This is a genomic window from Paenibacillus segetis, from assembly GCF_014639155.1.
GTDB lineage: Bacteria > Bacillota > Bacilli > Paenibacillales > Paenibacillaceae > Fontibacillus > Fontibacillus segetis.
Genome location: NZ_BMFT01000001.1, coordinates 667,772 through 686,646 on the forward strand (window position 1 = coordinate 667,772; position 18,875 = coordinate 686,646).

Consider the following 18,875-nt stretch of genomic DNA (forward strand, 5'->3'; position numbering starts at 1 on the left):
TTGTATGTAATGAAGGGCTATACCTAAGGTCATGAAGATGACAGAGGGGGTAGTCCTTATTTTTAATCTAATTTTCAGGTCTCTGTAATATTAGGTTAAGGAATAGGCTTTATATTAATAGTACTCCCTCTTCTAATTTATATATGAAGAAACCATCCCTGACCGGGATGGTTTCTTAGGTTTTAAGTCTTAATTAAATTACTTCTTCAAATCTTCGATTGAGTCGATATCTACATAGGAAGGTACAACTAACCCTGTTCTGACACCTGTCATGTTCGCACCAAGGTCTTCCACCATATCTTGATATTTCGCCCAATAGTCGGCGAAGGTTAAAGGCAGCCAAACTGCAACAGTAGCATCGATATCACCACCAGCAACACCAGTCCACATTGGGCCAGCTTCTACTTGAAGCGCGGTTACTTTGTAGCCTAGCTTATTTTCAAGAATGTACTGGAGTAAGTGAGTGCTGGCAATCTCTGAATCCCAAGCCACGTAACCTAGAGTAAGCTTATCACCCGTGACAGGTTGTATGCCCTTTGTCCATTCCTCTATACGGTCTTTATGAGCCGCTGCCCACTCCGCAGCGGCTTTATTAGGTGCCTGTCCATTTTGCATTGAAGTCATGATTTCGCCCATTTCATCAGATGACCAATGGAATCGCTTCAGAAATTCATAGGCTGAAGGTTGATCATCAGCGAGTCCAAGGCGAGCGATCGTGTGTATTTCTTCTGCATCACCGTATGTTTTTAGAGGATCCTCTAAGTATTTAAGATCATATTTGTTAAACATCCAGTGTGGTGTCCAGCCAGTTAAGACAATCGGTTGTTCTTCACGAATGGCTTTGTCCAACGTAGCGGTCATAGCCGCACTAGAGCCTTCAATTAGATTCCAGCCTTCAAGGTCATAATCTTGAATAGCTTGTGCAGTAGATTTCATAATACCGGCACCAGGATCGATTCCAATAATTTTGTAATCGAAGAGGCGACCGACAGCTTGCTCGTTCTGGGTTCCAGAAGAGTTTGTTTCTTCATTCGGTTGTAGTATAGCTTGCATGATTCCGCCAAGTACAATGACGATCACCAATGCAGCAGGAATAATCCATTTTCGGCGTGAGCTTTTTACTGCAGCAGGGGCAACTTTTCTACGATTTGGTCTCAGCAGACTCTGTGTGAAACGGTCAAGAACGATTGCCAACACAACGACAGCGAGCCCTGCTTCGAAGCCTTGTCCTATTTTTAATTGTGTTACAGCACGATATACCTCAGCGCCTATACCTTGTGCACCAATCATGGAGGCTATAACAACCATTGACAGAGATAACATAATGGTCTGGTTAATTCCAGCCATTATCGTTGGCTTGGCAAGAGGCAATTCTACCTTGAATAACTTCTGCCATGAGGTTGAACCGAAGGCATCGGACGCTTCGCTCAACTCTTCTGGTACTTGCTTGATACCGAGATAGGTCATGCGAATCGTTGGTGGAATCGCAAAGATTACGGATGCGATAACGCCTGGTACAACGCCTAGGCTAAAGAAGGTAACAGCAGGCAACAGATAGACGAAAGCCGGCATCGTCTGCATGAAATCGAGTATCGGCGAGACGATACGGTGAACGGTTTTACTGTAAGCACTCCAGATTCCGATTGGAATCCCAAACAGGATGGAGATAAGCCCTGAAGTGATAACAAGACCCAACGTATTCATCGTATGAGGCCAGTAGCCAAAGTTATCTATGAGTAGAAAGCCAATGACGGTGAAGAACATCAATGGAAGACGACCGATAGCGTAGGCTATGATGCCGATAATCGCGATGAAGAGTAATGGGTGAGGTAGGAGGAATATCCATGAGAAGAAGGTTACAATGTTCTCAATAACTACGGATATAGCATCAAACATGCCACCTAGATGATTCTCCATCCAAGCAACAATCCAATCGATCCAGTCAGCGAGCGGAATTTTCGGGGTCATTTCGGCTCACCTCCTTCGGATTGATTGACGTTACCTGCTAGTGCTCCAAGTAGGGCTCCCCTAACAATTACACCAAGTAGCTTACCCTGATTATCAACAACGGACACCGGAACCTTGGCAGAACTTGTGAGTTCAAACATATCACCAAGAAGCATATCCGGTTCAACTCGTGGTACGTCCGTAATGAGAATATCTGATATCGACTTACCAGACTTGGCTGCTGCTGAAGCATCTTCAGCGGTTATTACTCCTAGTAATACTTTGGAACGATTAATAACAAACAGATTCGAAATTCCCAGTTCACGCATAAGTTCAAGTGCTACGCGAGGACCACGGTCGAGTGTGGTCGTCTCGGGACGCCGCATGACATGGGCCGCTGTAAGAACTTTAGAGAGATCCACATCCTCAATGAATCGTTCCACATAGCGATTGGCTGGTTGGGTAAGCATTTCTTCTGGTGTTCCAATTTGGACCAAAGAGCCGTCCTTCATTAAGGCAATCCGATCTCCGATCCGAAGCGCTTCATCAAGATCATGGGTGATGAAAATAATTGTCTTTTTCATCTTATCTTGCAATTCAAGTAACTCGTCCTGCATATCACGGCGAATCAGCGGATCGAGTGCGCTAAACGCTTCATCCATAAGTAGTACCTCAGGATCGTTAGCTAAAGCGCGGGCTAGTCCTACACGCTGTTGCATACCACCACTGAGTTCATCTGGCAATTTATCTCCCCAGCCTTTAAGGCCTACTAATTCCAGGGCTTGCAAGGCTTTTTCCCGGCGAGCTTCTGCTTCAACCTTCTGTATTTCCAATCCGTATTCTACATTCTCAAGTACGGTTCGATGAGGAAAGAGCGCGAACTTTTGGAATACCATACTGATACTTTTCTGCCGTACTTTCCTAAGCTGCGATTTGTTCATCTTCATTAGATCCTTCCCGTGAATCAAAACCTCACCTGAAGTCGGATCAATCAATCGATTGAGCATTCGAACTAATGTAGACTTACCGCTACCGGACAGTCCCATAATGACAAAAATCTCACCCTCACGGATATCGAGACTGACCTTATTCACACCAACCGTGATACCTTTACTGGCCAGTTTCTCTTTGTTATAGCCTTGTTCTAAAAGTTGAAGACCTGATTCCGTATTCGGGCCGAACAATTTGGTTACGTTTCGGACTTCTATAATAGTATTTGTCAAACCATCAACCCCTTTAATTCAATTTTAGCCAAAATACTACGGAGTCTATTCGTGCCTCCTAGTGTAACAAAAGTTCTTTGATAACTCAAACGAAAAAACTGTACGTAAAGAACGAACAGAAAAAACTGTACGCAGTGAATGCAACTTATCCTTCTATTTTCTTCACCATGCTATCCAAGTGTTCGCTTTACATTTTGGTGTGACTTTCTTAATATAGAAGAGACATTGCGATAGGAGGTGCAAGCATGGGCTTGGACCAGCTTACTCCGGAACAACATTCAACCTTATTAAAGATACGTAAGCGTGTTATAGAGGCAATAGGAAGAAACATGGATTTATATGGTGTTCCCATATCGACAGGTCATTTATATGGATTATTGTATTTTGCAGATAAGCCAATGACATTGGATGAGATGGGTATGGAAATGAGTATGAGTAAGACAAGCATGAGCACAGGAGTTAGAACCTTACTAGATCTGAAGATGGTCAATAAAGTCTGGGAAAAGGGCTCTCGTAAGGATTTGTACGAAGTTGAAAGTGACTGGTATCAGTCATTCACGGATTTCTTCTCCACTAAATGGAGGAAAGCTGTAGAGAATAATATTCTCGTGCTTCGCCGTTCCATCGAAGAGGTTAACGTGCATTTAGAATCACAGTCTGAGGGCGCTATTCATGAGGTTCTGCAGGAGGATCAGCGAAAGATGAAGGAGGCTGTCCAGTATTATGAATGGCTGGATAGACTGATCGATGCCATGGAAAGTGGCGAAATTTATAAATTAGTTCCTAAAAAATAATACAATGAGTTCCAAACGAGTCCCCCATTATTTCGTGATGGGGGACTTTTGAGTGCAAAAATGAATAAGAAAAGAACAAATATACGTTATTACAAACGCTTTCAAATATAATAGACTAGAATGAGATATAACTATCTATCGATAAATAGGGAAATTCAAATTATACGAGCGAGGAGGCATATCATGGCAAGTTTCAAACAATTTCCTCCAAGGCGAAGATGGAGAATCGCTCAAATATTGTACATATCGTTTTTTTTAATGATTACATTGCCATTATTTCTTGTAACTTTGTATTCTGTGAGATCCTTTAACTCCATATTAGTGAAGAATACGACATCGCAAGCGTTGCAGACACTGGAGCAGGTTTCCTACACATTTCAATCTGAAGCTCAGATGATTATGAATACGCTATCAACAATGGGCAATGATGACGAATTAATTACTACAGCGTCTGAGGTAAGCCGTGCTAAAGATTCACAGGAGCATTTAAAAATGAGTAAGAAGCTTGATATCCAGGTAGGAAGCTATTTTCATTATACCGGTGATGTGGCTAGCGTTATTTTTTTCTTTAAAGATCAGAAGATGTATGAATATAAGCGAGCGTTAGGCTATGATGCTTCATTTTATCTTAATCAGGAGTGGTATAAGGCGGTATCTGCCTCGAAGAACCGGGTAGAGCTGATGGGCATTGAACAAAGTGCGCCTTCAGTTCCAGAAGATGGAATGTACATTACGGCAGCAATATCCCCCAAATATAGTCCCATTTTTTATGATGTAGATGTGATCTATCTTGTATTTAGGGCCAGTAAATTCATTCAGTTGCTAGAGACGGAGAATTCGGATGCAGGTGATATTTATGTTATTGGAGAGAAGGGCGATTTAATTGCCTCCACGAATAATAAGGCGCTGAAGGAAGGGATACGAGGTGCAGAGTACTCTTTTCTTGATTCAGCTAAGGCAGGAAGCCATGGTAGTTATGTTCGTGAAGTAGATGGACAACAGTCGTATGTTGTGTATACAGAAGGTAATCTGGGGTGGAGATTTATACAAGTCGTTCCCTATGAGGGAATCATGGCCCAAGTTACCAGTGTATTTCATCGAACGATGTTGGTCTTTACAATAGGACTAGTTGTGTTCTTATTGATGTCGTATTTCTTTGTACGCAGTATGGTCAAGCCGATTGTCGCGTTGTTCCGGCAGATGGCGCAGGTGAAAGCAGGTAATCTCAGCGCGAATATTACACCATCCGGACCTCTTGAAATATACGTGCTTGGTAATGCATTTAATGAAATGATGTCCAATATGGAAGGGTTATTGCAGGAGGTAAAGGAGAAGGAACGTCAGAAGCGAATTGCCGAGATAACGGCATTACAGTCGCAGATCAATCCTCATTTTTTACTCAATACACTGAATACGATCAAACTGATGGCAACGATCTCCAAGGTAAGCAACATCCAGCGAATGACGGAGGCATTAACCAAACTGCTGTCTTCTGCCTTTAATCAAGGAGGAATGTATTCAACGATCGGCGAGGAAATGGTGTTATTAGATTACTATGTGCAGATCATGAAGATTCGTTACGGAGATTTATTCGATATGGAGTGTATCATTGACCCTACTTTGGAACAAGCGTTGATTCCTAAATTAATGCTGCAGCCGATTGTGGAAAATGCAATTATACATGGTATGCACGAGAAAGAGAGTCGCGGGAGAATCGTTGTTACCGGAGAAGTTGTAGATAAAGAAACATGCTTGTTTACGATTCATGATGATGGTGTCGGGATGTCCCCAGAGGCTCTTTCTGAGCTAAAAGAAGGTAGGCAAAGTAATCGTGAAAGATTTAATGGCATTGGACTGAGGAATGTACATGATCGTATTTCACTTAATTATGGCCCGGCTTACGGAATGCACATTGAAAGCAATCAGGATGAGGGAACAATAGTAAAGCTACGTATACCCTTGATGTATCAAACGGATGCGAAAACAACGGAGTTAAGTGTGTAAATGACTCATCTTCTAGAAAGGGGGAAGATTCGTGTTAAGAGTACTCATTGTGGACGATGAACCCATCGTAAGGATTGCACTTCGGGAGATTATTAGATGGGACAGCTACGGATGTGAGATAGCCGGGGAAGCCTCCAATGGTCGAGAAGCGCTTCGAATGATAGGGAACAATAATATAGATTTGGTATTGGTAGATATGCAGATGCCCATTATGACCGGGATTGAATTCATTAAAGAGCTTCGTGACACACCGGATGGTACCAAAATAGGGGTGATTGTACTCAGCGCCTACCGTAATTATGAATACGTGCGTGAATCCTTTTTGTACGGCGTTTACGATTACATTATCAAGGATGATTTAGAGGAAGAAAAAGTTGGGACTGTCATAGAGAAGGCAGTGACAATGTTGCTTGAAAGAATGAATGAAAGTGAACGTAAAGAGAGCGAAGCACGATCCGTGCTGCAACAATTAAAGGATCAACGGTTCATGGAAGGGGTAAGAAAAGAATCAGGTAACGTTAGGAATATACGGCGTTCGCCTCATGGTGAACAGGAACTGGAGATTTGGAACAAGGGGTTACCAAGCTATCGTCATATCGTCGGATCTCTATTGATTGATCGAAGCTATAAGGAGTCTTTTGAAGATCAAGGACAGAAGCAACGATTCGTCATGCACACCGTTAGACAAGTTATTGAGGGATATGGTTATGAAGCGGTAATGAATATGGCTGGCCCATTAGAGTATGCTTTGCTTATCTTAATTCCTAGGCATGTGAGCGGCTTAGCTGCTAGAGAGCTGCTACATGAGATCATAACTAAAGCGATGAGTCACTTGGAGCAATACGTAAATGTCCGTGGGTGTATTGGGGTTGCTGAGCCCTGCGAAGATAGCGGGTTATGGGGAGCAAGATATGAACAAGCATTTGTATTGGCTCAGTATCGTTTTTTCAACGGGGGTGGGAGGGCATATTTCCCCGAGGATGCTGCGGGACCTTCTCAGGAGTTGCGGAATCAGCACGGATCTAATTCTGGGAGTGTTTCGGCATTTATTCAAGCACTTGCTCGTGATGATGATCAATGGAGAAAAGAATTGAATATCCTACTGAGCCATTTCTCGCTTCATCGTAAAGCAACGATTGATCAGGTTCTAGAGCCTTACCGTTCGTTGATTCTGGAGATGAACACCCTGTTATATAGCAAAGGAATTCCTTGGTCCAATATAAAAGGAGTAGAATTCTCAGCCTCGCAGCTGTTAAGTAAGATCGATTCTTTGCAAGAAGTGAATAGGAATATGGTGGAGATTGCTGAAAAAGTGGCTGCTACAGTATTTGCTGCAAAGTATGAGTTAGATTCTGCCGAGCGTCCAGTTGAAAAGGTTAGGAGATGGATTCAGATTCATTATCATGAGCCTATTTCCCTAACATTAGCAAGCGAAGAAGCGGGGATTAGCGAGACTTATCTTAGTAAATTATTTTCCAAAGAAATGGGCGAGACTTTCGTTGAATATGTTACCCGTATCCGAATTGAGAAGGCGATCGGGATGATGTATAGCGGGATGAAGCTCTATGAGATTGGAGAAAAGGTGGGGTATCCCAATCAAGGGCATTTTACCAAAGTATTCAAAAAGGTAACAGGCCTTGCTCCTGCAGAATATCGGGAACAGCTACATCAAGAAGTTGAAGAGAGATGAAAAGTCATTGAAGCTGTGCAAAAAGAGAGAAGAAAAGAACAAGATCATACATATGAAAGCGTATTCAGTGACCGTAAAATTAACATATACCAAGCACATAGAGGAGGTCATTGTATGAGAAAAGGAAAGTTGGGAATATGGATTGCAGTAACAGCTTTACTGTTATCGGTTCTAAGCGGTTGCTCAGGTGGAGGCAGTAATAAAGGGGATAATGCACAGGGAAGTGGAAGCGAGAGTAAGACAGATAGCTCAGCTAAGGCTGTAACGCTCAAAATGGTGATGTGGGATTCAAATAATGACTTTATCACATTTTTGAATGATAAGGTGAAGGAATACACCCAGGTTAAACCCAATGTGACGATTGAGTTAGAGTCTTTCAAGAGTGATTCTGATTATTTGCAGGCGGTCAAAGTTCGTGCCGGTGGTAATGCGTTACCAGACATCATCGAACTGAAGCCGAACTGGCTGAGTGATTTCAAGGAACAATTAATGCCGCTAGATGGTCTAGGCTTTGTAAGTGGTAATAAATACGCTGATAAATACAAAGTGGATGGTAAAATATTAGCTGTCCCTTCCGTGTCCTTCCCGGAACTTGTCTATTATCATCCTAGTGTGTTCAAAGAGTTAAATCTTGAAGTGCCAACAACATGGCCACAATTCATTGATGTATTGAACAAAATCAAAGACAATGGCACTTATATACCGTACGCGATGGGCGGCAAAGACGCATGGCCAGATTATCCGTTCAACGAATTTTTGCCTCATATTCTATCGGATGACGAGAATTATTTAAGTGCTATGGCTGAACAAGACGCACCTTTTGCAAAGGGGACCGCTTTTTATGAAGGGTTTAGTCAGATTGCACAGCTGTATGATGCAAAAGTAATGGGGCCGGATCCACTTGGCGTGGGCTGGGATCAAGCGACGGATCTATTCGTATCCAAACAAGCAGCGGTTGTAGCCTCCGGACTGTGGTTTGTACCGACTTACGTATCGAAGACAGGAAGTAGTGATGATTTGGCGGCTTTCCCGATGCCATATCGTCAGAATGAAGATACGCCATTGAAGCTTATGACCTTTACGGATCATTTCTATGGCATTAGTTCTTCAACTAAATATGCCGATGAAGCAAAAGCATTCATGGAATGGTTCTATTCCCCTGAGGTATATCAAGATTATATCGATCATGCTCAATTGGGTTCTGCTTACGAGGGAATTGATGCTAATGTACCATTCCTGCAAGATTTTTATAATAACAACAAGAATGAACCATTCCTCTATATTCCAGGTAATGCAGCTTACACAGATTTGGCGAATGCCATTCAATTGGATGTAAAGGCGTTAGGTCAAGAAATGATGGCAGGTAAGACGGTGGATGAGATTAGTACCGATTTGAATGGAAAATGGTCCAAGGCAAAGAGCGGTAAGTAGTTCAACGTAGAAATAGGGTTAATAGGTCGTCCAGATTCAGATTTAGATCAGGGCGACCTAAATCAACCCATCCGGAGGAGGTTCGTGGATGAGATATACTGTCCAGAAGCGGCTTGTTATTTTCTCATTTCTTTGTATTCCAGTAGGTTTGCTTGTATTATTTCTACTCTATCCAACAGTTAAATTATTTCAATTTAGCTTCACCAATTGGAATGGTATTTCTGAAAGCTTCGAATATACAGGACTGAAAAATTATATTACAGCTTTTCAAACTCCAGAGGTATGGACAGCATTAGGCAATAACTTTCTATACTTTATTCTTCATGTGATCTTTATCCCTCTTGAAGTTATGGTAGCGGTATTTCTTAACAATAAAATCAAAGGTAGTAACTTTTTTCGATCGATCGTATTTATGCCTTACATTCTTAATGGTGTAGCTGTAGCTTATATTTTTAGCTATATGTACAATCCGATCAATGGTCCGTTAAATGCACTACTAGGAGATATGAATCTTGAATTTCTCATACGCAACTGGCTCAGCGATTCCAGTGTGGTTAACTATTCTTTGGTCGCTGTGTCATTATGGAGATTTAGTGGATTTCACGTTATTTTGTTCTTGGCAGGTCTGCAATCTGTCCCAGCTGATTTGTATGAAGCAGCAACCATTGATGGAGCAAGTGCATTTCAGAAGTTCCGATACATTACGGCACCAGGTATTAGCCGGGTGATCGAGATTGTCCTCTTCCTCAATGTAAGAGGGGCTTTGCAAGTCTTTGACATTCCATTCCTTATGACCCAAGGTGGACCAGGTACGGCGAGTACTACCTTTACGGTGTATACCATCCAGACTGCATTTAAATATAACAATTACGGATTGGCTTCGACATTAGCGGTCATTTTGATGACAATTATTATTGTGTTCAGTATGTTACAGAGTAAATTGTTTAAGGGGAGGGACGAATAACTATGAAAAACATCATGCCCAGCTCCCTAGTCAGCTATCGAACAAGTCAACGTTTGAATTCATTCCTGCTTTATCTACTATTTGCAATAATTAGTCTGATCGTATTGTTTCCAGTATTAATAAATATCTTTACGGCATTTAAGACCGGGCCGGAGTTGATGAAGAATTCTCCTCTAGCGCTTCCGGATGCGTGGCAGTTTACGAATATAAAGACAGCATTTAAGATGGGAAATATGTTAGTAGGTTTTAAAAATACAGCAATTCTTGTTATTGTCAGCGTCTTGCTGAACACGGTGTTAGGCTCCATGACGGCATATACGTTGAATCGGTTTCAATTTGGAGCCAAAAAAATCATTATGGCAATGTTCACCGTGGCAATGGTTATACCTTTCTATACAACCGAGGTATCCAGATTTCAGATTATCAAATCGCTGGGGTTATACGACAGTATGTCTGCTCCACTACTGATCTATGCAGGTACGGATTTACTTCAAATTTTCATCTACCTACAGTTTATTGAGAAAATATCGAATCAGCTTGACGAAAGTGCAATGATTGACGGAGCCTCTTATTTTAAAATATTCTTCCGGATTATCTTCCCATTGCTGATTCCTGCCTCGGCCACATTAGCTATTATTAAGGCAGTAGATATTATGAATGACATGTACATTCCATATTTATATATGCCGTCCAAGGAACTGCATACCCTCTCGACAGCATTAATGACCTTCGTTGGTCAGAGGGCTTCTGATTATGGTCTATTATCTGCAGCCATTCTGATCGTCTTACTCCCAACTATCATTATTTATCTGCTCTTGCAAAAGTTTATTTTCTCTGGGATTACTGAGGGAGCTATTAAAGGATAAGGTGCGAAATGAACAAGCAAAAAGGGAAGCCACTCGGCTTCCCTTTTTCTTAATAAACTCCAATATCATCGAGCATAATTTTACCGGGTCCTCCGCTCATATGAAAAGTTAACTGTTGAATATGAGCGAGGTCCAACTCGGGATTGAGCTCGCTATACTTCGAAAGAGGAAGTTGGAACGTTTGAAATACGACCTCCGTTGGATATTTGTATTTACCATTTGAAAGACGCTTACCTATCCATGGATGAACGGTATAATCGGTCACTGGAAGTGAAGGTACATCCCTGAATGAAGATAAGGGCAGACGCACGCTTACACCATTTGAATCCTGAATCTCAATTTCAATGTTGATGTCTTTAAATTGTTGATCATCAGACTCAGCATCCGCTAATTCGAAACTGCGATTACTAAGTGATAGAGAAAGTACAGAAGCGATTCCCGATGGTGGCATAGGAGCTCTTTGTTTCCAGGTTATACTGTATGAAGGATCTACTGATTCTTTATCTTCCCATTCTAGTACGATTCCCCGTGTACCTTTATTGCCTTTATGTCGGTTCTTGTACTCCTCTTCCAGCCATTTCAGGTCCTTACCAGCCGCGCTACCTTCACTAGGAATGCTTATCCGGTTCATATCTTCATCAAATGAAGACCAAAGCTTGAAATCTCCGCTCTCGAACCGATTATAATAAGCGGACTCCGGAAGCCAATGTAGCCCCGTTCGATAATCTTGAAATAGTGGCATGTACTGCTGATCCCCGTGGAGATTTGCTTCTAAAAAGGCGGAGATGTACACTTTGGCAATCTCCCTTTGATCAGGGGCATTTAACAACCCTTGTTTACTAAGCAAAAGCCCCAATGGATAAGCAACATCTCTGTCACCCCAGCCACTATTAAATTGACTATGGTTAGCACTCGAAATATATAAGGTTGATTTGAAGTGTGAAGACCCTGATGAGAAGGAGGTTCTGGCATATTGCCGTTCTCCGTCAAAGTCGCTGACATCACCATCATGAGCCCCTTGGAGAGTTAGGTAGCTGACATCTAACAATTTGGCATTGGTACCATCAACTTTAGTATCCGTAGGAGCGATAGCAGCAACCGCTTGAATATGGAACTTACTGAGATCACCTAAAGTATTATCGGCACTGAACCAACGATTGGCGTCTGCAGCCATGGCTACAGCCTGCCCTCCACGAGAATGTCCAATAAGTGCGATTTGTTCATAATCGACCTTTTCGTAGAATGGATTATCTGATGAACTAGCAAATTCATCAATTTGCTGTAAGTGCTTCAGCAGGATCCAAGCACGCATTTTCATATCATCGTTGGGTATCCCTGTTAGCATGGAGTAATTAAGAAAATTCTCATCAACCGAAATGGTAATGAATCCTCGGCTGGCCAGCAATTCTCCTAGATAGGCGTAACCTTCGTCTGAATAGTCTTCCATTAAATGATTACCATGAACCATCAATACGAGTGGAAAAGGACCTGAACCCTGTGGCATCCACACCCGACCGTTTAAAGGAAGGGATTCTTGGTTATATCCCCAGAATACCGTACGCAGTTTAGACCATTTAGTAATATATTGTGATGCATCCACAGTTTGTGAGACTAGATCGACATTGTGCCCGAATTCGGTCTGCCGTGTGTCTTTTCCACTCCCATAAGTAAAATAGTCAACCGGATAAGATCCCGGTTCCGCTGGACTAACCATGTTAATAGGTGTTACCGAGGAAGGGGAGGTATCTGAATGAACTAAAGGTAATTCTTTTGGCCATAGTACCGAACTTAGGCATAATAGAGCAAGTAGAGTGACTAGGCTTACCTTGATCGGAATACGGATTCTTCGGCTAGCTAGTAAACCGATAACAAGGCCTATGACTACGCCAGCTATTGTTCCAATAATAGAGATCACAGCTGAAATCTCGAATTCAACATCATCGATATAAAAGATAAGAAATATAGCGCTGAGATCGAATAATACACTACCTGTGAACAGTCTAGGTATCGGTATTCCAATCAGTGCTATTATAACCGCTATAAGATTTGCTAGGATAAACAGCAAGATAGTACCGATCGTGGTACACAGCAAAATATCCAAAAAGGTTCCAAGCCCTGTAGGTATACCGAGTGCGGTTAAGACAAATGCGAATAAGCCAACCCCCCAGGGGCCGGCAATTGCAATCCGCCAGAAGGCGGTATCATATTGATAGGTATGTCTGATACGACGTGCTAGTCTTGAAGCAAGTGGTGGTTTTCCATAGATGTATTCAGTTTGCATCTGAAGTTGCATAGTTTCCCCCACCCTAGTTATCATCAATTTATTGTATCATGGCTTACGGGATGGGGGAATGAGGAGATTATGGAATTTGCCGTGATTTGAACCGGATAACCGCCCATACAGAGAGAAAGATCATTACACCCACACACACGCCAATACTAATTCGATTTCCTGCGTCAAATAAGAAAGTTAACGCAATAACGGATAGACAAAAGGTCGTGATTATAGTGAGATAAGGATATCCCCATACCTTGAATCCTGGCTGTACAGGATAAGATTTGCGGAGTTTTAGCTGAGCTAGGCATATTGCAATCCAGACGACTACAACAACGAAGCCAGGTACCGCCATCAGCAGGGTAAACACTTTTTCTTGAGTAATGTAAGCAATCATCGAGCCAAGAAATAGTATAACTGCGCATAGCTTCAGACTATTCACAGGAACTCCCTTAGCGGAAATACGAGCGAGCGATTGCGGGGCTTCTCCGTCTTTGGCTAGAGAATGTAACATCCGCGTAGCACCGTAAATTCCTGAGTTTGCCGCTGATAACACGGCGGTAATCAGGATGAAGTTCATCAGATGGGCTGCACCTTGCATTCCGGACGAAGTCAGGACCTGTACAAATGGACTGGTATGTTCATCTAATTGATTCCATGGAATAAGTCCACAGATAATCAGAATAGGCAAGGAATAGAACAGAATAACCCGTAGAATGAAGCCCTTTACTACTTTAGGCAGCACCTTCTCCGCATCCTGCGCCTCCGTTAACGTCAGTCCAATGAGCTCGGAACCCCCATAGGAGAACATAACGATGAGCAGGGCTGAGAAGATGGAAGTCCAGCCATTCGGAATAAATCCACCGTACTCTGTATAATTGTGTAAGAAAGGAGCGTCCGATCCAGGCAATACGCCGAATAGGATGCATCCGCCGAGCACTATGAACACAACGATCATAGCTATTTTGATCCCTGCTAGCCAAAATTCAAACTCCCCGTAACCTCCAACACTCATGGAATTTATCCCAATAATGAAGGCTGCGCTTGCGAGGCTAAGCGCCCACAATGGAACATCGGGAATCCAAAATTGCAGGAAGCTTCCTGCGGCAATAACCTCAATGACGCAGACGGATAACCACATGAAGCAATATAGCCATCCAATAATAAATGAAATCCGTTCTCCGAAAGCTTTTCGGATGAAATCCTTCATATTCATGTTAGGGAAGACGGTGGCCATTTCCGCGATCGCTCCCATAACGACAAGTAGTAGAAGACCTGCGAATACGTAGGAAAAAATAACCCCTGGACCAGCAACACTTACGGTCTCAGCACTTCCTTTAAAAATACCGGTGCCAATAACTCCTCCCATCGCCATAAAACTGATATGCCGTGGTAGTAGCTTTTTTTGCAGCGGTGCTTGTTTTGATTGCACAGTAGAATGCCTCCTGATGAGTTGATTTCGTGAATTAAGAAATAACACTGCTCTATATAATACAATAAATTAATTAGTTAAGATATGTAGGAATATGCACATCAGTGATCTTAAATTCTGACAAATTTTTTCATGATGTGATAAGCTACTGATACTAAGTTACATAAAAAGAAGGCGACAGTTATATGAATACATACTTAAAGCAAATCCACCCCTTGTCATGGACCATTATCATTGGAACGATTTTTGGCCGGATGGCAACCACAATGAGTATTCCGTTTCTATCTATTTATTTAATTAAATCGCTAGGTGCTTCTCCCACACAGACGGGTATTGTCGTAGCGGTTAGTTCGCTTATCGGTGTGTTTGCTAGTTTCTATGGGGGATACATTTCTGACGTTATTGGGCGAAAAAAAGTGATGCTAATCTCTATCTTTGGTTGGAGTCTAGTGTTTGTTGGTTTTGCGCTGGCTGATCGCATTTGGATCTTCTTCCTCATGAACGCTTTGAATGGATTATGCCGGGCCATGTTCGAACCGACCTCTCGGGCCTTGCTAGCCGATATTACACCACAGGAGAGCAAACTTCTCATATTTAATCTGAGGTATGCGGCAATCAATGTTGGGGCTGTGGTGGGGCCTATATTGGGACTACAAATGGGAGTGGCGAATTCGAATGGAGTTTTCTATATTGCCGGGCTAGTCTATTTCTGTTATGGTGCCGTCCTGGTCGTACAGTTCTTGTTAAATAAAGAAATCGGAGCGGCGAATAAGGAACTGGGTAATCGAATTACGTTAACTGGCGCTTTGAAGGTTACTGGTAAGGATCGAGTGTTTATCTTTGTTCTGATCGGCATGATCTTCTGCGTATTTGGTTATGGACATTTTGGGTCTACATTAGGCCAGTTTATGGAGATGAATCCTAGAATCGAAGATGGAGTAAAATGGTTTAGTTATATGCTGACCATGAATGCACTCGTTGTATTGATTGTACAGTTTCCCGTTGTGAAAATCGCTAGTCGCTTTTCCCCGGTCACGCCATTGATTGTGGGTAGCGCATTTATATCATGCAGCCTATTGGTCTTTGGTATCTTTGAATCGATAGTAGCCTTCATGCTAAGTGTTGTATTGTTTACGATCGGTGAGGTCCTCATGTTCACCATGACGGATGTGTTAGTCGATCGAATTGCTAAGCCAGAATTACGTGGTACCTACTTCGGTATGTTTGGATTCAATAACTTAGGAAATGTGATGGCCCCATTATTAGGGGGATTCCTGCTGGATGTTATAGGTGTACAATCTGCTCTATTAATTTTTGCTATTATTGCCGGATGCTCTGCTTGTGGTATTCCATTCTTGCTGTTGGCACATCGGCGTCTGAAGCAAGGATAAAATTCAATTCGTGTCTGAGTTATTGACTAAATAGTTTTCTGAGGGGATAATACCCTCAATATGAAAATTATGGGTTGTGAGATAGGGGGGGATACTATGAATTGTGTAATAGATTTCGTATTAGATGTGCTCCATGCAAAGTCTGCAAGATCGACGCGGCGATTCTTTGCATGGAGCTAGTTAGTTTATAATCGCCTATAATCATCCTGAGGATGAGAAGTGGTTACGCAGGCTTTGCTACCTTAAAATGCTAAATGATTTTAAGGAGCGGAGAGCGAATGAAGTATATATCAGCAAATGTTATTTTTCCCGAAGAGTTATTGAAGGAAATACAGAAGTATGTGCAAGGTGAAATGATTTATATTCCTAATTCCGAAGGTGTACGCAAAAAGTGGGGCGAGAATTCCGGTCATCGGAAACAACTGGATATTCGTAATAAGAAAATCAATGAACAGTTTCGTGAAGGTGCAACGATAGATCAACTATCAGATACCTTCTGCCTGTCTTATGATAGCATTAGGAAGATCGTCTATTGCAAAAAATAATTAATGTATAAATCGAACCCGTGAGAGAATTTACTCTGACGGGTTTTTATTTTGTGTAAAGAACGAATCAGAAGCATTCTGTATCTATGTTTGGTTGAACCCAGGTCGATATAATTTGATTATAAGCTAAAGTAGAAAAGGGATCTGAATAAGGTGAATACACTAAGGTTAAATCACTTGTTGGAGAAATATCAGCGAAAAATAAAAAGAATTGGTCCACAAAATGAAATGATGACGGACATCAAATCATTACTTAATAACGCCATTCCCACTACGGATAGGCGGTTTGTAACGGAAGGGATTTGGGCGCACCAAAAGCTGCAAATGACTGATATTCCTATTGAATATTGTCTGTTTTGTCTTGAAATGATTTATAGTAACGAAGCAGTGGAGCTTGTTGAAGAGTTTATGAACAGAACGGAACATATTTACATCATAGCCCCTAAAATCTTTCAAAAGCTAAGTGATCGAGATGATCCAGATGGATTCATGTCCGTTGGTATTTTGCCTATTCATGATCCAGCAGAACTTGTAGTTCGAGATGATGCCGTGGTTGTAGTATTAGATGGATTGGAAAGCCCGGGCAATATCGGAACGATTCTCAGATCCTGTGACGGAGCTGGGGTAGACGCGGTTATGATCTGTAACCCAAGAGCCCGCTATAACAATCCGAAAATGATCAAAGCGAGTATGGGAGCGGTTTTCACGGTTCCTATCGTGCAGTTCGAACAACCCTTACAATGTATAAATTGGTTGAAGGGACACAACTTTCGCATTTATTTGGCTGATGCGGAGGCGAAATCTTGTTACGAAGGTAATGACTATAGCGGAAATACGGCGATAGTTCTTGGGAGCGAACGCTATGGGATATCGCGAGAATGGTACAACCATTCGGTACAAACGTTAACGATTCCGATGCTTGGTTCCTGTGACTCGCTAAACGTAGGAGTTGCGGCTTCTATTCTTGCATATGAGATTTGCTTACACAAAAGGACTCAGGAAGGGGATTGTTATGAAAATAACATTTAGGTCTTATGCGGAGTCAGACTTTTTGAAGGTCAGGGACTTTCTAATAGACACGCAAACGAAGCTGGGGCGGCCCAATTGCTGGGCAATTGATCGATGGGAGTTCCTTGATTTTTTTCAGGAAGTGGGACAGGCAAGTTCTAAGCAGCGATGGCAGGATCGCATAGGACTATGGGAATACAGTAATGGCGATATAGCTGCTGTTGCATGTGATGACGGTAACGCCTTCTTCTTGTTGGATACGCTAGAACCCGCTACTGAACTGATAAATGAAATGTTTCAATATGCTGAGGAATATCTGTTGAAGTTCGATAGTGGTGTAAGCTCAAATCATCTTGAAATTGTAACGGGTATGACGACAGTGGAACAAGTTGCAATGAGTAGAGGATATGTTCGGGAAGAATGGAGTAATCCCACGTTATCCATTTCAATGGATCGAGAGTTCAAGGTAACATTACCTGACGGATTTGCACTTCAATGTGGATCTAAGGTTGATGATCTATGTAAAGCTATGGGACATATTATGGCTTTTGATTATGCCGATTCTCCCTCTGCCGAACTAACTTTAAAGAACTATGGCAATATAAAGAACGCTCCTGATTACAACCCAGAGCTGGATTTGTGCATAATTAATGAATCAGGTGAGGTCGTCTCTTTCTGCGGGATATGGTTGGATGAAGTTAATCAAGTTGCCATTCTGGAGCCTGTAGGGACACATAAAGATTACAGAAGAAGAGGGTTAGGGAAGACAGTTATCTATGAGGGATTCAATCGACTTAAAGGCTTGGGAGTAGTTAAGGTTTACGTAGGTTCCGATCAGCCATTTTATCGGCGTATTGGTTTTGAGCCAGAGTTCACAACACATTCATGGAGAAAGCACATGGAATAATAATAGTCTCATATATATCTCAACTGCCCACACCTCCTGCGAAGACACTGCGTATATTGTGGCATAATGATCAGGAGGTGGACTATTTGGCAACTACATCACGCTATAAACAGGCTAAAAGCTATCTGAATAAACCCGTTAAAATCAAAACCAAGACAGGTGCAGTTTTGTACGGTACCATCGTAAAAGTTAGTGATAAAAAGCTGTATCTTAAAGTATCGGCTGCCCATGACAAAGGTAGCGGAGCCCATGCAACATTTGCACCGTTCATAATCCCGCTTGTTCTGTTTGATCTTCTGGCTATCCTTTTGATACAAAGAAGACGGAGAATTCGCAGAAGAGTGTTCTAATTGATTCTCAAATCGTTGGATCAAAGAACGTTGACGTTAGTCAGCGGT

Annotated in this window: 15 protein-coding genes; 11 read left to right on the forward strand and 4 right to left on the reverse strand. The window is 42.1% G+C overall.

Annotation, left to right across the window (positions count from 1 at the left end; all coding sequences use genetic code 11):
* Window positions 1–198: 198 nt before the first annotated feature.
* Both IEW05_RS02810 and IEW05_RS02815 read right to left on the reverse strand, forming a co-directional pair.
* On the reverse strand, window positions 199–1,968 hold the full coding sequence (locus tag IEW05_RS02810) for a glycine betaine ABC transporter substrate-binding protein (protein WP_188535617.1): 1,770 nt from the start codon (window positions 1,966–1,968) through the stop codon (window positions 199–201).
* Complete coding sequence (locus IEW05_RS02815; protein WP_188535619.1) at window positions 1,965–3,170, reverse strand: quaternary amine ABC transporter ATP-binding protein; 1,206 nt, start codon at window positions 3,168–3,170, stop codon at window positions 1,965–1,967. Before IEW05_RS02815 ends, IEW05_RS02810 begins: the two co-directional genes overlap by 4 nt.
* A gap of 245 nt (window positions 3,171–3,415) precedes the next feature.
* On the opposite strand from IEW05_RS02815, the gene IEW05_RS02820 reads away from it, so the two are divergent.
* The 6 genes from IEW05_RS02820 to IEW05_RS02845 all read left to right on the forward strand — a co-directional run bounded on the left by IEW05_RS02820 (window position 3,416) and on the right by IEW05_RS02845 (window position 10,919).
* Window positions 3,416–3,964, forward strand: coding sequence for a GbsR/MarR family transcriptional regulator (locus IEW05_RS02820; RefSeq protein ID WP_188535621.1), 549 nt, complete (start codon window positions 3,416–3,418; stop codon window positions 3,962–3,964).
* A gap of 183 nt (window positions 3,965–4,147) precedes the next feature.
* The gene (locus IEW05_RS02825) at window positions 4,148–5,968 is read left to right on the forward strand and encodes a cache domain-containing sensor histidine kinase (RefSeq protein ID WP_188535623.1); all 1,821 of its coding nucleotides are present in this window, start codon (window positions 4,148–4,150) and stop codon (window positions 5,966–5,968) included.
* Window positions 5,969–5,999: 31 nt separating this feature from the next.
* Window positions 6,000–7,658, forward strand: coding sequence for a response regulator (locus IEW05_RS02830; protein ID WP_188535625.1), 1,659 nt, complete (start codon window positions 6,000–6,002; stop codon window positions 7,656–7,658).
* 114 nt (window positions 7,659–7,772) lie between these two features.
* Complete coding sequence (locus tag IEW05_RS02835) at window positions 7,773–9,089, forward strand: ABC transporter substrate-binding protein (RefSeq protein ID WP_188535627.1); 1,317 nt, start codon at window positions 7,773–7,775, stop codon at window positions 9,087–9,089.
* Between the two features lie 88 nt (window positions 9,090–9,177).
* A complete protein-coding gene (locus IEW05_RS02840) occupies window positions 9,178–10,053 on the forward strand; it encodes a carbohydrate ABC transporter permease (RefSeq protein ID WP_188535629.1) in 876 nt (291 codons plus the stop codon).
* A 2-nt stretch (window positions 10,054–10,055) separates the two neighbouring features.
* Window positions 10,056–10,919, forward strand: coding sequence for a carbohydrate ABC transporter permease (locus IEW05_RS02845; protein ID WP_229753237.1), 864 nt, complete (start codon window positions 10,056–10,058; stop codon window positions 10,917–10,919).
* A 49-nt stretch (window positions 10,920–10,968) separates the two neighbouring features.
* Here the strand turns inward: IEW05_RS02845 and IEW05_RS02850 are convergent, their stop codons facing one another.
* The gene (locus IEW05_RS02850; RefSeq protein ID WP_188535631.1) at window positions 10,969–13,212 is read right to left on the reverse strand and encodes a poly(ethylene terephthalate) hydrolase family protein; all 2,244 of its coding nucleotides are present in this window, start codon (window positions 13,210–13,212) and stop codon (window positions 10,969–10,971) included.
* 67 nt (window positions 13,213–13,279) lie between these two features.
* Window positions 13,280–14,626, reverse strand: a complete 1,347-nt coding sequence (locus IEW05_RS02855; protein WP_188535633.1) for an amino acid permease — start codon at window positions 14,624–14,626, stop codon at window positions 13,280–13,282.
* Between the two features lie 185 nt (window positions 14,627–14,811).
* Between IEW05_RS02855 and IEW05_RS02860 the strand changes: the two genes are divergently transcribed.
* From IEW05_RS02860 to IEW05_RS02880, 5 genes are all read left to right on the forward strand, one after another.
* Window positions 14,812–16,017 (forward strand): MDR family MFS transporter, encoded by a 1,206-nt coding sequence (locus IEW05_RS02860; RefSeq protein WP_188535635.1) that lies wholly within the window; start codon window positions 14,812–14,814, stop codon window positions 16,015–16,017.
* Window positions 16,018–16,295: 278 nt separating this feature from the next.
* Window positions 16,296–16,562, forward strand: coding sequence for a CD3324 family protein (locus IEW05_RS02865; RefSeq protein WP_188535637.1), 267 nt, complete (start codon window positions 16,296–16,298; stop codon window positions 16,560–16,562).
* Window positions 16,563–16,790: 228 nt separating this feature from the next.
* On the forward strand, window positions 16,791–17,591 hold the full coding sequence (locus tag IEW05_RS02870) for a TrmH family RNA methyltransferase (RefSeq protein ID WP_194434085.1): 801 nt from the start codon (window positions 16,791–16,793) through the stop codon (window positions 17,589–17,591).
* A complete protein-coding gene (locus tag IEW05_RS02875; protein WP_188535641.1) occupies window positions 17,575–18,477 on the forward strand; it encodes a GNAT family N-acetyltransferase in 903 nt (300 codons plus the stop codon). The genes IEW05_RS02870 and IEW05_RS02875 overlap by 17 nt, the downstream gene beginning before the upstream one ends.
* An 86-nt stretch (window positions 18,478–18,563) precedes the next feature.
* Window positions 18,564–18,827 carry a hypothetical protein gene (locus IEW05_RS02880; RefSeq protein ID WP_188535643.1) on the forward strand — a complete coding sequence of 88 codons (264 nt, stop codon included), beginning with the start codon at window positions 18,564–18,566 and terminating at the stop codon, window positions 18,825–18,827.
* The last annotated feature ends 48 nt before the right edge of the window (window positions 18,828–18,875 follow it).

What these genes read in the sequence shown, in the direction of transcription:
- IEW05_RS02875 (WP_188535641.1), top strand. Translation starts at nt 17,575, where the DNA reads ATGAAAATAACATTTAGGTCTTATGCGGAGTCAGACTTTTTGAAGGTC.
- IEW05_RS02865 (WP_188535637.1), top strand. Translation starts at nt 16,296, where the DNA reads ATGAAGTATATATCAGCAAATGTTATTTTTCCCGAAGAGTTATTGAAG.
- IEW05_RS02840 (WP_188535629.1), top strand. Translation starts at nt 9,178, where the DNA reads ATGAGATATACTGTCCAGAAGCGGCTTGTTATTTTCTCATTTCTTTGT.
- IEW05_RS02870 (WP_194434085.1), top strand. Translation starts at nt 16,791, where the DNA reads ATGATGACGGACATCAAATCATTACTTAATAACGCCATTCCCACTACG.
- IEW05_RS02835 (WP_188535627.1), top strand. Translation starts at nt 7,773, where the DNA reads ATGAGAAAAGGAAAGTTGGGAATATGGATTGCAGTAACAGCTTTACTG.
- IEW05_RS02850 (WP_188535631.1), bottom strand. Translation starts at nt 13,212, where the DNA reads ATGCAACTTCAGATGCAAACTGAATACATCTATGGAAAACCACCACTT.
- IEW05_RS02825 (WP_188535623.1), top strand. Translation starts at nt 4,148, where the DNA reads ATGGCAAGTTTCAAACAATTTCCTCCAAGGCGAAGATGGAGAATCGCT.
- IEW05_RS02810 (WP_188535617.1), bottom strand. Translation starts at nt 1,968, where the DNA reads ATGACCCCGAAAATTCCGCTCGCTGACTGGATCGATTGGATTGTTGCT.
- IEW05_RS02860 (WP_188535635.1), top strand. Translation starts at nt 14,812, where the DNA reads ATGAATACATACTTAAAGCAAATCCACCCCTTGTCATGGACCATTATC.
- IEW05_RS02845 (WP_229753237.1), top strand. Translation starts at nt 10,056, where the DNA reads ATGAAAAACATCATGCCCAGCTCCCTAGTCAGCTATCGAACAAGTCAA.
- IEW05_RS02820 (WP_188535621.1), top strand. Translation starts at nt 3,416, where the DNA reads ATGGGCTTGGACCAGCTTACTCCGGAACAACATTCAACCTTATTAAAG.